This window comes from Stenotrophomonas sp. 57 (assembly GCF_030291075.1).
Classification (GTDB): Bacteria; Pseudomonadota; Gammaproteobacteria; order Xanthomonadales; family Xanthomonadaceae; genus Stenotrophomonas.
On record NZ_CP127407.1, the window covers coordinates 4,113,599 to 4,126,846 of the forward strand.

The 13,248-nt window shown below is 60.8% G+C and carries 10 protein-coding genes and 1 pseudogene; 4 read left to right on the forward strand and 7 right to left on the reverse strand.

Annotated features, from left to right (window positions below; all coding sequences use genetic code 11):
- Nucleotides 1-2: 2 nt before the first annotated feature.
- Nucleotides 3-1,334, reverse strand: coding sequence for a hypothetical protein (locus QP512_RS18940; RefSeq protein WP_286070229.1), 1,332 nt, complete (start codon nt 1,332-1,334; stop codon nt 3-5).
- Between the two features lie 110 nt (nt 1,335-1,444).
- On the opposite strand from QP512_RS18940, the gene QP512_RS18945 reads away from it, so the two are divergent.
- Complete coding sequence (locus tag QP512_RS18945; protein ID WP_286070230.1) at nt 1,445-1,639, forward strand: hypothetical protein; 195 nt, start codon at nt 1,445-1,447, stop codon at nt 1,637-1,639.
- A 502-nt stretch (nt 1,640-2,141) separates the two neighbouring features.
- Here QP512_RS18945 and QP512_RS18950 read toward each other — a convergent pair.
- From QP512_RS18950 to QP512_RS18960, 3 genes are all read right to left on the reverse strand, one after another.
- Entirely contained in the window at nt 2,142-2,471 is a 330-nt protein-coding gene (locus QP512_RS18950) for a hypothetical protein (protein ID WP_286070231.1), read from the reverse strand.
- 240 nt (nt 2,472-2,711) lie between these two features.
- A complete protein-coding gene (locus QP512_RS18955; RefSeq protein ID WP_286070232.1) occupies nt 2,712-3,314 on the reverse strand; it encodes a DUF998 domain-containing protein in 603 nt (200 codons plus the stop codon).
- A 216-nt stretch (nt 3,315-3,530) separates the two neighbouring features.
- Complete coding sequence (locus tag QP512_RS18960) at nt 3,531-4,250, reverse strand: GNAT family N-acetyltransferase (protein ID WP_286070233.1); 720 nt, start codon at nt 4,248-4,250, stop codon at nt 3,531-3,533.
- 590 nt (nt 4,251-4,840) lie between these two features.
- On the opposite strand from QP512_RS18960, the gene QP512_RS18965 reads away from it, so the two are divergent.
- Nucleotides 4,841-5,197, forward strand: a complete 357-nt coding sequence (locus QP512_RS18965; RefSeq protein ID WP_286070234.1) for a hypothetical protein — start codon at nt 4,841-4,843, stop codon at nt 5,195-5,197.
- A 14-nt stretch (nt 5,198-5,211) separates the two neighbouring features.
- Nucleotides 5,212-5,688 carry a cold-shock protein gene (locus QP512_RS18970; protein WP_286070235.1) on the forward strand — a complete coding sequence of 159 codons (477 nt, stop codon included), beginning with the start codon at nt 5,212-5,214 and terminating at the stop codon, nt 5,686-5,688.
- 139 nt (nt 5,689-5,827) lie between these two features.
- Here QP512_RS18970 and QP512_RS18975 read toward each other — a convergent pair whose 3' ends face one another.
- The gene (locus QP512_RS18975; RefSeq protein WP_286070236.1) at nt 5,828-7,990 is read right to left on the reverse strand and encodes a phage infection protein; all 2,163 of its coding nucleotides are present in this window, start codon (nt 7,988-7,990) and stop codon (nt 5,828-5,830) included.
- A gap of 347 nt (nt 7,991-8,337) precedes the next feature.
- Between QP512_RS18975 and QP512_RS18980 the strand changes: the two genes are divergently transcribed.
- Complete coding sequence (locus QP512_RS18980; protein ID WP_286070237.1) at nt 8,338-9,837, forward strand: YifB family Mg chelatase-like AAA ATPase; 1,500 nt, start codon at nt 8,338-8,340, stop codon at nt 9,835-9,837.
- A 226-nt stretch (nt 9,838-10,063) separates the two neighbouring features.
- On the opposite strand, the gene QP512_RS18985 is transcribed toward QP512_RS18980, so the two are convergent.
- Both QP512_RS18985 and QP512_RS18990 read right to left on the reverse strand, forming a co-directional pair.
- Nucleotides 10,064-10,450: a hypothetical protein gene (locus QP512_RS18985; RefSeq protein WP_286070238.1), complete on the reverse strand. Its 387-nt coding sequence runs from the start codon at nt 10,448-10,450 to the stop codon at nt 10,064-10,066.
- Between the two features lie 189 nt (nt 10,451-10,639).
- A pseudogene (locus QP512_RS18990) lies at nt 10,640-12,959 on the reverse strand (TonB-dependent receptor).
- Nucleotides 12,960-13,248: the final 289 nt, after the last annotated feature.

The following is a 13,248-nucleotide window of genomic DNA, read 5'->3' on the forward strand; positions in this document are numbered from 1 at the left end:
CATCATTGTTTCGCATGGCTGTCATCATGTGGGCTTGAAAGGGGGTAGCGCTTCTTCTTCGCGGGGCTATCTTTCTTTGGTGGGTCGTCGGTAGTGTTATCAGGAATGTCGAATACGAGAACAGTCATGATTAGTTCTCGATTGGCGTCTGAAGGGTGGTGCATAACAAACCGGAAGCCTGATTCTTTTTTCCAAGAGATAGTGCGCTTGTAGTGGGGGTGCCTTTCCGTCGCCTTCTTTATCTCCTCAAGAACCTTGGATGTGTCGCGGTTGCGACTGAAGACAAGGATTGCGGTCTTTGTGTCTCGCCAAGATTGATAGCTAAGCAGTTGGTCAATGGTCTCGCCGTAGGCCTTCGCTCCTTTCCAGAACTTGCATTCGCCAATGAAGGCATTCTTTCCTTCAATGCGGAGCAAAATATCTGTTTTGCCAGCGGCATTAAATGTCTCGCCCGTAGCTTGCCCTTCGAACTGGCCGTTGAGCTGCACGAGGTAGTGATCGCGAAGGACCTCCTCGCCCATTGTTGCGAATGTCGATGGACTGCGCTCCATCATTTGAGTCATGTTATGGACCACTGTTAGCACGTGTTCGTAGTGCTCCATGCTCATGGTGGGTTCTGGTTCGAAGGGTGCTGTGGAGGCCTTGGGAAGTACTGGGGCTACTTTCTTGCGAATAGCAGGCGCAGCATATGTCTTGGGAGCTTCCCCACGTACTTTTAAAGGAATCCCGAGCGCCGCAACGCGACCTTGATTGGCAAGAAGTCGTTCTCTTCGTTTTCTTATCGCGGTTTCTGCAACGCCGGCGATCGAGTTATTGTAGCCTCTTAGATCGTTTCTAATCCATTCGAGGTGCTTCTCGATCTCTTGGAGCTGGCGCTCCAGCTGCGGCTTTATATCCCGATCCATATCGTGGGGAATCTGATAGGAAAGGATCAGCGTTTGGTTCGACACTCGGCCTTGCGGGGGTGCACTGGAGAATGTGCTGGCCTGGGCTTTGAATAAATTCGCTTCCCCAGTGAACGGAATCTCGATATCTATCTGCTGGCCTGGAATGTAGAAGGGGCGGCTTGTGTCACTTATCCAGCGATGTCCATGGTGACGCGCATCAACTTTCGTTTCGCGCTGATCTGCGGTCATGTCATCACGAAGCAAAATGGGCGGCTCAACTGTGTACTTTTCGACGAAGTAGTCGATCAGGTCCTGCTCTGACGTGTTCAGTAGGCGGTTCTGCTCCAGCGAATCGACTTCCGCCTGCAAGACACTTCGCTGGTGCTCCATAGTTGCGCGCAGGTCAATATCGGAGAAAAGGTATCCCCTTTGGTCATACAGTCCCATTGATATCCCTCTCATTTGGAGCGGCTGTGGCTCCTAATGTACGAGTATTTGTCTCAACCTGTGAGACCGCTCAGCGCGAGGCTGTAAGCCCATCATCCCGAAGCCGGACCATGCCCCGCTATCGAACCATTGCCTGCGACCACTGCGGCTACCTGCAGCTCAAGCGCGATACGCAGTGCGACGGCTGCGGCCGACTGACACGACGAGAGCGAAACCGCTGGATTGCCAAGGCGGTACAGGTGGGCGTGGTCTTACTGGTGGGGGTCTTCATGTACGCCAAGCTCAAAGGACTGGCCCCACAATAGGGGGCCGCCAGGCCATTGCCACGGGCGGCGGGAACGGTCAGCGCATGCCACCCGGGCGCACAGCCCACGGCCCTAAGCCCCCCAGACCCAGTGCCTTGCGCGGCCAGCAGCAGAGGCCCAGCGGCGGCTACTCCCTTGATGCGACTCGATCTTAGGGCGACTGGGTCCGGCTAACAAGCCGATGTATAACCGGGTCCGGCAATGTGCCGAGTGTACGTTCCGTCGGGTGCCCGCTCAGGGTCGAGAGCGGACGCTAGCATCATTGGTAGGGTTCTGCGGCACCGGTTGCGTCCGCTTTCGGCCAGGAGCGGACAGTAATCACAAGAGCAGGAGCGTTCCAGATCGCGGAACACCGGCGCGAGAGTATGAGCCCGTCAGGCCAGCTGAATCCGCGATTCTCAAGCTCGACACTTGCCGCGCCACTGCAAGATGATTACCGGCTAGCAGCCTCGGTCTATGGGGCTGCTTCATGCCAGAACTCGGCATCTTCTCCAGCGATTCGTCACTCCCGCCTTTCCGCCTGGATATGGATAGACGAAACACCGGAAACCAAGGAATGATTGGACCAAGCATCCAACTCTTCTGCAATTGAGCCACTCAGGAACCATCCGCGGCCAATGCACTGAGCCGAAGCCAGGGCAAGAACCACAAATTCATGCCACGATTGCGCGGCATGATGGGAGCGGGCACTCACCATGAAGCCGCCCTTGTGATACGGCTCGGCGTGGAGATTGCTGACCTCAAGACCTGCTTGCTCAAACGTCCGCGCCGCGACCTTGAGAGCCGCCTGCTGCGATGTGCAATTGGTGAACAAGCGCCAGTACAACTCCATGAGTTCATAATCTTCCCAAAGGCCCTCTGGGCGCGGTTGCGCTACTTATAGCAGAAGGCGCGCACGACCTTTTCCCTCTTGCCACCCGAGGTGCCAGCATCAAGGAACAGATAGTTGAAGAGCGCCCACGGCTTGAACAGTCAGCACCCTGGCATGAATCTCGAGAAGATCATCTTGAGCTGAGGCCGGAAAATCGAGAAGTCCTTGATCGGTCCTCTATGTTCCTGTCGCGGGCCCCCATCAACGCGCGGGCTGCACCTTCAGCGCGCTTGACCCCCTGCGCAGCAAATACAGCGCAACCAGGAATGGCCAGAGCGAGTTGATGGACGAGAACACGCGCTGAGTCAGCCCTCTGTAGCCCTCCGGGTCCGCGCCCACCACGTTCAACCATAGATAGACGACGCTCGCGATGCTCACCAGAGCGGTCACGGCGTACGCCCTTCGGTTGGCAGACCACGCGCTCAACTCGATGTGCGACATCGCCGGCGCGATGATGTTGGCGATACCGATGGTGTAGAAGCCGTGCATCGGATGCCCCATGGGCCAGAGTCCGTTGGTCAGCATCGAGACGCCAAAGATCATCCAGCAGATGGCACCCAATGCAATACGACGCCCGGACTCGCGCCACACCCCAACGGAGAACACCACGAACCCCACACCGGAGCCGATGGCGGCGATCCTGGCGCAGATGCTTGCGAGCGTGGGCGCCTGCAGCAGTTCACTGGCGTGCTGTGCGAGCGGGTTGTAGCCCGGCGCGAACACGGCGGCAACGCTGGTCCAGAACAGGAACCACGGAAGCGGGATCAGACCCGCGCAGAGAAGCAGTCGGCTGCGGCGTTGCACGTGCAGTGATCCTTGTATTGGCCTGAGCCAGTGGGTGGAATCCATTCGAACGCTGCAGAACCTTGCTGCTGCGGGCAGGATGGTCTTGAATGACTACAGCGGTAGTCAGATTGCGCGCGGCACCCGGTAGGTTCAATAGGCAGGAAGTCGTTTAAACCCTCTAGCCGGTGTCACAGCGGTTCCATCGCATGACCTCACGTCAAGACGCCAGCAATTCTAGGGCGAGCACGCCACCTCCCACTTTCCGTACGAACCCAGCCCGAGAGATGCCGCAAGCCTGTTCGACGCCACGTTGTCGAACTGACAGCGGTACTGGGCTTCATATCCGCACTTGCTGGCATACTCGATCATCGCGCGCACCAAAGACGCCGCGAGACCCTTGCCGCGTGCTCGGGGCATGGTCAGCACGCCCATATCGGCAATGGACGCGCCGCCCCATGGGTAAAGGCTGGAGACAGCCAATAGTTCCGACTCCGCGAATGCGCCAAATGCCGCCCAGTGCCCGGCTTCCACGGACGCATCGTCCTGGTCGCTCTGAGATATCTGTGCCATGAATCCATCGAACAGCACAGCATCTTCAGGCCTCAACTGGCGTACCTCAGCCGAGGCGTTGCCCTGCGTTTCAGAAAGTCCGGTGCCTGGCACGTGGTATATGACATCTGGCGCATGCATCTCGACGCCTGCTGCGTGGAGCGCCTCGCGTAGCCATTGCAGTGTGATCGCAGGACTGTCCGAGGTGATTCCCATAGTGGAGGCAATGCAGGGAGACACTGCGGCACGCATGGTGCCATTGGGGGTCACCAAGACCATTGCCCGACGCTCGGTGGTGAGGTGGGGGTTTATCACCAGACTGAAGCCGCTTGCCGTCGGCACGGGGATGCCGTAGCGGAAGAGCCCATCCCAGTAGGTGACAACGGCCGAACTGAAAGGTTGCATTGCTACTCCCAAGCCTGCCTTGCATCACCGATTCTAAGCGGCTTGATCTGCAGCGCTCCACCTCGGCCCAGAACTGGGCGCCGCACTGGCTCGCTTCCGAGCAAGCTTGCGGCGTCTTCTTGTTCCATCACATGGGGGATCACACATTGCCGTCGAACCAATGCTGTCGCATTTGCCGCGCTTGGCGTCTCTGGCGGAAGAATTTGACGACTCCGTTCCAGAAGTGCCTGTACGCCTAGCCCGCCAAGGCTCTCGCCCCTTTTCGCGCTATGCGACAATGCCGAAAACGTCTCGGGTTTTGGCGGCATTGACCCCTACCCCTTGGCATTCCGTACAACGGCAGGTAATCGTTACTGCGCCACCGTGCATCGGTGGTCGGGACTCGAAAACCCGGATTGCTAGACGTAAGTTTGCGCTTGCCAGCCGGCACCACCGCGCGTGGTGCCGGCTGGCAATCCGTCTGCCGGCTATGGCGGGCGGGGCGTGGGGGCCTCGTGCCCGCCGGCTTTGTCTAGCAACCGGTTTTCGAGCCACGCCCTGTCCGCCACCTTTATCGGTGGCGGCTTCCGCCTGCTTGCACGGAGCCTGCCATGACCACGCCGCACTCCCCGCCCCCGCGCCCCATCCAGGAAGCGCCGTCACCCGCGCCCGCGCTGGACCCCAACAGCCTCATTGCCACCCTACACGCCATCAGTGCCGGGGCTGCGGCCGACGGCCAGCCCTGGCCCGAACGCCACCTGCTGCGCAGCCGACGGATGGCGATGTCCGACGCCGACTGCGCGGCAACCGGCCAGCGCATCGTGCAGGAGATCCTGCTGGCGGCCGAGCGCACGCGACAGAACGGTGAGCCCGAGCAGTACGTGGGCGACCGCGTGATGGAAGGGCTGGTGATGGCCGATATGGCGCTCACAGCATTCATCCACGAGCGCATGCGACCCAGGGCCTGAAGTTGGGGTGAGCGATGAAAAAGCACAGCTTTGTCGCTGCGGCGGCCTGCATCGTGGTGATCGCCGTGGTATGGGCCGCGTGGCCCGAGCCAGCGAGTGATCGGGAGTGGGCCTACCAGAATCTGAAGCCCTTCGATTACCGGTTGCTGCACGGCGACGCGCTGGGCTTCGTCACAGCGAAGGCCGTCGAAGGCTTTGAATTCCACACGCGCTATGCTGGCGCGACGTCTTTCGAGATCCGGTGTAATGGCGTTGTGGTGATGGAGGTAGAGAGTGCGCCCTCGCGTGTGCTGATCCGGATGCCTGCCGATGCCGCGTGGAGGGCGCCGGATATCGAACGCCTACGTATGAGCTTCGAGCGTTGGCTGTTTGTGCAGCAGATTGAGGGGCGGCTGCTGGTGGAGCGTGCGGGGCCATCCTGGGTTGAGACGCGGCTGAGGCGCTTCGATGGGTCGATGCCGGATAAGCAGAGGTGTCTCTTTGGGAGTTGAGTTCCAGATTGTGGTGGCGCTCAAAACCAGAGGTAAATCGGCATGTGCGCAAGTGGACGGCAACGGGACTATGGAATGTCGTGATGCAATTGGCTATGCCACTGAAAATATAGAGCCGGGAGCGCCGGCTCTATGCCATCTAGATCAGAGCTTTGACGCTTTGATATAGACGCCGAAGCCGCTCATCTGACATATCGACAATCGGTTCGTACATGAAGGAATTGAGATGAATGCTCTCAGGCGTAATGAGGATGACCTGCCTCAGCAACTTGTGAAGATCGTCGTCTTCTGGGTACGTGTCACGAACAGCATCACTCAAACGCGCAGTCTGATTGCCTTTTTTTGCGATCTCTTCAACCAACTCTGCGTCATTGATCTTGCGAATCATGATCTGCTCTGCGGCCAATCGGATCGCAATCGAGAGGACAATTTTGTTCTCAAAGTTCACGCCTTCCGGCATGGTTAGACAGTGATCAGCGACCTCGAACACGAAATCAACAAAGTTCTTATCCGGTTCCGAATGCGCACCCTGTTTATTCAAGACGAGATTGAACTGCTGATCCAACTGCCCAACCGTCAGCGCACTAGTGTCCGGCTTGAAGTGGAGCATCTTGGTTAGGACCTTGTACGCGTCAGACCCAGTTCCTTGCGTGTACTCGGCGACATTTCGGATAAACGGTATAGTCGCAACCTTGATGACCTCGTTCCTGTAGAAATGGTCCTTCCAGTGCTCGAACACGTTGGTTCTGACGCCGTATGGTGCCTCCAGCGAGATCCCCTCTTTACTCTTCACCGCCATGAAACAGTTGTCTCGCCCTACGTATCGTGAACACGCGGTCCGAAAGAAGTCGAAGTTGTGAGTCAGGACGATCTGTTGGAAGTGACTGTGCTCTGCCGCATCTCGCAAATACTCGATGATCGCGTACTTGTTCTTGTAGTCAAACGAGTCAGCAATGTCATCAATAATGAACAGAGCATCCTCTCCCGACTTCATCCTGACATTCATGTCGAACATCACATTTAGTATGTAGAACGCCTTCGCTTCACCGGTACTAAGCGCAGACATTAGCTGCTCTTCCTCGACAACCGCCTCTTCGTCTCCATCGACGAAAGTGAAACCAAGTGTTGGCGCTTCCGCCCCCAAAATGGCTGAAACGAGGTTCTTGACCTCCAATCGGAACGGGACGGTAAAGCGATCATTGAACGTTGCGATGACATCTTGCCATTGCGTCCTTTCTTTCGATGCCGCCTCTTCGATCTGCTCCTTTCTTTCGTTAGTTTTATCAACGAGGTTCAGTAGCGCCTCCACCTGATCGAAGCACTTCTTAAGATAGGACTTGATAACCTCTTCACGGAACTCTTCAATGTTCGCGAGATGAGGAAGAACATCTTCGTTTGCCGACAGATATTCCTGTAGGCCTCTCAGTTCCTGGTTCTTGTTAAAGCTCTTCTCAATCTCGGCGTACTTCTTCTTCAGGTCCGGGTCGCCAGAAATGGCGTCGCGTTCGGCTTGAATAATTCCTTCAAGCTGCTTCACATCGTTAATTTCCACGACCTCAGCGCCATTTAGACGGATCGCGTGCTTTGCGTTGAAGAAGCCATTGTCAGCAAGGTTCCTGGCAATGGTCGAGGCATTGTAGTAGTTAAAAACACCGCGCTTGAAGTATTTGGACTTATCGATCAGAGTGTTGTAGCTCTTTACGTAAGCCTCGATGGCTTGCTTGAAATCTTTCGTCGCAAGCAGAGACAGCGTTCTTTGGTCGAATATTTTGCTGTAGTCAACTCCAGCGAAAGGTGCACCTTCCTGCTTGGCGACTTCGTCCTTGACACGCGCCAACGCCTTTAGGAATTGACTGTTCGATCTCGTGAAGGCATTTGAGACATCCCGCTCGATCATCTTCGACCCGGACAAATTCCTCAGCGTCTTGACAAGCGATTCTGTCGATTGCTGAACGTCCTTCAGAAGCTTCTCGTACTCAAGCCTGAGGTCACTGTTGACTAGCAGAAGCGAAGTGCGCTCGCTTGGCACCACTTCCTCATAGCTTTTCAGGACTACTAGCTCCGACGCAGCAATGTCAGCGCCGCCCTCGTCCTTTATCTCTCTCTTCGTCACGCGGTCAGGGAAGATGCGGTCAACCGTCTTCTTATTCGTAGCGACGTCTTTGAACGTCTCCGCCAAGGATGATTTCATAGCGCCGTTAGGCGCATAGATCGCAACAGCGCGCGTTTCCGAAAAATTGAACGTCGCCTGCAGCTTCCTAATGCCGTAGCAGTTCTCCAGATCAACTGATAGCTGTTCCATCTGCTCCCCCCCTCGTGGTGTCCAGTTCGCATCTTCGCCTGACTCGCCCGCTGCATGTTGCCCGTCTCGATTTTCCAAACCGCAGTCTCACCAACCGCGACCAGCATCGGTTGTTGGGCCTCGCGCGACAACACAAGATCTATGGCATTGATTTATTTGCTTTTTTATCAACCCCACCCATCCACTGACCGGCAGCCTTGGTTGCGGCAAGATGCTGCTGGCCTCACGTCTGTGTGCTGCCGAATACCCATTTGGCCGGAATTCCCTAGCCGTTTCAGCGGCGATTCCCGATGGCGCCCTAGGGGCCCCTGCCCCACCATCAAGCGTCCCTCCGCAGGAATCCCTTCATGAGCCTGGCGCTGGTCCACAGCCGTGCCCGCGCCGGGGTCGATGCCCCACTAGTGCGGGTGGAAGTGCATCTCTCCGGTGGCCTGCCCGCCACCCAGATCGTGGGCCTGGCCGAAACCAGCGTGCGTGAATCGCGCGAACGTGTACGTGCCGCCCTGCTCTGCGCACGCTTCGACTTCCCGCAGCGGCGCATCACCTTGAATCTCGCCCCCGCCGATCTACCCAAGGAAGGCGGGCGCTACGACCTGGCCATCGCGCTGGGCATCCTCGCGGCCAGCGGACAGGTCGATCCGCAGTCGCTGCTGCAATACGAATTCCTGGGCGAGCTGGGCCTGACCGGCGAACTACGCCCGGTGGCCGGTGCGCTGCCCGCCGCGATTGCCGCCGCTGACGCCGGGCGCATTCTGGTGGTGCCGCCCGGCAATGCCGCCGAGGCGGCGCTAGCCGAGCACGCCGATGTGCGGGTGGCGCGCACGTTGCTGGAATGCTGCGCCGGGCTGGGCAACCCGCGCCTGCTGCCGCCCGTGGAACGCGTGGACACCCCACCGCTGCCGCTGCCCGATCTGGCCGACGTGCGCGGGCAGGGGCATGCGCGGCGTGCGTTGGAGGTGGCGGCGGCCGGTGGCCATCATCTGCTGCTGATCGGTAGCCCGGGCTGCGGCAAGACGCTGCTGGCCTCACGCCTGCCCGGGCTGCTGCCGGATGCCGAAGAGGCCGAAGCGCTGCAGCTGGCTGCGATTGCGTCGGTGAGTGGCGAGGGGTTGGACCCGAAGCGTTGGCGGCAACGGCCGTTCCGCTCTCCCCACCATAGTGCGAGCGCGGCGGCGCTGGTGGGCGGCGGCAACCCGCCCAGCCCCGGCGAGATATCGCTGGCCCATAACGGCGTGCTGTTCCTGGATGAACTGCCCGAGTGGAACCGCAGCGCGCTGGAAACGCTGCGCGAGCCGCTGGAGTCGGGCCATATCCGGATTTCACGCGCGGCGCGCAGTGTGCAGTACCCCGCGCGCTTCCAGCTGGTGGCGGCGATGAACCCCTGCCCCTGCGGCTGGGCCGGTGACCGCAGCAATCGCTGCCTGTGCAGTGATGAGCGCATCAACCGCTATCGTGCACGGGTGTCAGGGCCGCTGCTGGACCGTATCGACCTGCATATCAGCGTGGCGCGCATGGATGCGGTGGAGCTGCGCGAGAGCACACCGCTGGGTGAGCCCAGTGCAACGGTGCGTGTACGGGTGGAAGCCGCCCATGCCCGGCAACAGGCGCGCGGCGGGCTCAATGCGCATCTACCGCCCGCCGCGCTTCGCGCGTGCACGCGATTGAGCGAGGCCGATCAGGACTTGCTGGAGCAGGCGATTGAACGCCTGCAACTGTCCGCGCGGGCGATGCACCGGATTCTGCGGGTGGCGCGCACGATTGCGGATCTGGCCGGTTGCGAGGTGATCCAGACCGCGCATCTGGCTGAGGCGATCGGGTATCGGCAGTTGGATCGGGGGAAGCCTTAGCAGCACTGGTTGGAGAGGGCGTTGGTAGAGTCGACTGTTAGTCGACTCGCGCGCGAAGCGCGATCGCCTGCGAGGTGGATGCGAAGTGCAGTCGACTAACAGTCGACTCTACCAAGAGCAGGTCATGCCAGCGGATAGGCAATGCCAGCACAGGTCATGGCAGCGGATGGTGCGAGGGTGCCAGGGCGGTTCACGGCGGTCCGGCGACGCCAGCGCCATCCCGGCATCACGCGGCCGTACCCAGCCGCCCACGTCTGGCCAGCACCGCCACCCGACGGCTGACCAGCGCGTGGAGCTCCGCCAGCTCCGACGCGCGGTCAGCCGTCATGTTCCCGCCGAACACCACGCGCGACAGTGCCACCTCGTCACTGTCGTGCGGGTACTGCCAGCGGTCGCGATAGACCTTCTGGCAGACCAGCCAGGCCAGCCGCAGCCCGCCACCGGGCAGCGGCTGCACCACACGCTCGTACACCTGCCAGAACTGGTATTCGGCCCGCAGGTCGATCGCAGGCGCCACGGACAGCGCCTGCCGGGGCCGTCCTGGGCCCCGGATGCCGAACAGCGGTGATTGCGTGTGGTGCTGTGCCATGCCAACAGGATGACGCAGCAACATTGTGGGAACCTTGCGCCGCCGCCAGAAAATCCCTGTTGATTGCGCAAGGCGGGTTTCCGGGTGGGTTTTGGGGTCAGAGCCCTTTGCTGCGCAAAGGGATCTGACCCCGATCACGACCCCGATCACGGGATGGCAGCGGGGTCGGATCCCTCTGCGCAGCAGAGGGCTCTGACCCCGTCCCTGGTGGCATCAGAACGCCATCGACGTGCTGAACATCAGCTGCCGGGGCGCACTGCGCTGCAGGGTCTGGTAATCGCCCGAGAACGACGAGCCGGCGATGGTGGCGGTGCCGATGTTGTGGCGGTTGAACAGGTTGCTCACGTCCAGCCGCAGCTCCAGTCCCGGCACCGCGCTGTCCGCGCCGAACCGGTAGGCGGCGTAGGTGTTGACCTGCCAGAACGTGGGAACGCGGATGTCGTTCTCGTAGGTGAAGGGCTGGCGCAGGTACGAAGTGCTGGTGGCGCCGAAACGCCAGTCGCCGAAGCGCGCGGAAAGATCACTCACCAGCGAGATCTGCGGGTAGCCCGGCTGGGCGTTGCCCTTGATCGGGTACACGGTGTCGCCCACCACGAAGTCGCTGTCGTAGTACGAACGCGCCACGGCAACGCCCTGGTAGAACTGCAGGTGGTCGGTCAGGTCGGCGGTGATGCCAAGGTCGGCGCCGATCACGTGCATCTTCGGCATCAGCCGCACGGTGTTGATCTGCGCGAACTGGGTACCGATGGCGGCCGACAGCAGGCGGTTGCGGATGTCGTTGTAGAACACGTCACCGGTGATTGTCAGCCGGTCGAAGCGATGCGATGCACCCACGGTCAGGTTCCAGTTCTTTTCCGGACGCAAGGTGCCCGCCACGCGGTCGAACTCTTCCTGGTCAGTGATGGTCCACGCCGAGGCGGTGTAGCCGATGTTGCCGCGCTGGGCGACGCGGTAGCCGTTCATGGTGTTGGCCAGATCGATGAAGGCATCGGTGGATTCAGTCGGGCTCCAGAACAGCGAGACGTGCGGCAGGAAGTTGCTCTTCGCGCGCAGCGTGCCGTTCACCGGCCGGTCCTCGGCATCGCCGAGGCCGCCACCGCTGGTGCGGAAGTCCACGGCCTTGAAGCCGACACCCAGCTTCAGCGTGTCGTTCAACACGATGTCGTCCTGCAGGTAGAATTGGCGCGAGCGGGTCACCCAGCTCGATGCGTTGTCGGTCTTGAACGCGGGACCATACACGTCGAACGGGCCGGTGGCCTTCAGCGGCGGGCCTTCGCCCAGCAGCGGCTGCTGGTACCACTCGGTCTTGGCCGCAGCCTTGCTCTTCTCCTGCCAGAAGCCGGCCGTGAAGGTGTGCGCGCCGGTCTCGAACTGCAGGTTGAGCATGCCACCCCAGCCGATTCACACGCGGTGTCTGCACCTGTTCGGAGAACGGCGCGCCGTTGGGCGACGCTACGGTCGGGTCGGTCAGCGTGGCCTGGGTGTGGCTGTTGGCGTTGTACAGCTGCACGTTGCCGCTCAGTGCCGGGGTGATCTGGAAACGATGATTGATCGAGGACACCCGGTCGCGGGTGATCTGGCCGGTGTCGTACGGAATCAGTTCGGACAGCTCACCGCAGGTGTAGGCGCCGCAGGACTTGTCCGCGTTCTCCGGCGAGGCCACGTACCACGCCCACGCATAATCGGGATAGAAGATGTCGGCCTTCCAGCCCAGCTTGCGGATCATGTCGAAGGAGATGTTGTTGTAGCCCCAGACCTTGGCCTTGCTGTCGGAGAGGAACACGGTGAAGTCGCCCCAGGCCACGTCCTGCTGCAGCTTCAGGTCGCCGCGCAGGAAGTTCTGGGTGCCCTGGCCCTGGTACTTGTCGGCGGACACGCGCTGCAGGTCGACCAGCACTTTCGGGCCCTGCTCGCCGAGCTGGCCGCTCTGCCCGGATACGGTGGTGACCAACGTGCTGTTGCTGCCCACGCCCTGCTTCACGCGCAGGCTGGGTGTGTCCTGCAGGTCGCGCAGGCGGTATTCCAGGCTGCCGCCGTTGACGCTGCTGGAAAACACGCTGACCGGCGCCCCCCCGGGGCTGACTGTGATCGCGCCGATGCCATCGGGCACGCCCACGTTCACCACGCTGGTGCCGGTAAGCGAGAGGAAGCCGTTGTCGTTCAGCGGCACGCCTTCGAAGGTGATGCCCATTTCGTTCATGCGGAAGCCGCGCACGAACAGGCTGGTGGCCGAGATATCCAGGCCCAGCCCATCGGTGGCGGTGTAGCTGGCGCCGGGTACCTGCTTGAGCATGGCCAGGCCGTTGTTGCCGGTGACCACCGCGTCAAGGTCTTCGGCCTTGATGATGTAGCGGTTCGGGCCAACCACCTGGGTCGGTGCAACGGCGGCGCCGCGCGGTGTGGCGATCACCTGCAGGGCGTTCAAGGTCGTGGGCGTGTCGTGCGAGGTCTCGGCCGAGTCGGCGGCATACGCAGGGGCGGCAATGGCGGCGAGGATCGCCAGGGCGAGGCGCGTCGTGGGCGGGGTGTTCATGAGCAGATCCAGGGTGCAGGGGGAGAGCAGCGCAGGCGCACGCCCAGCGCGGTGCAGCACCGGTGTCGGCGCCCTGGCTGGCGGTGCGATTGCGTTGAGGGAGTGACGGCGCAGCGCGCGCCGGTCAGCAGATGAAGACGATCATCTGCCGTGAGACTCGGCGGGGTGATTTCGACGTGCGAAATTCTTGCATCGCACTGCCGCATCCGCCATTGCACCGTGGTACAGCGCCGATGGCGGTGGAGATAGGTGGGCTATACGCGGGTATAGCCCCTGATCGGCGCTTACG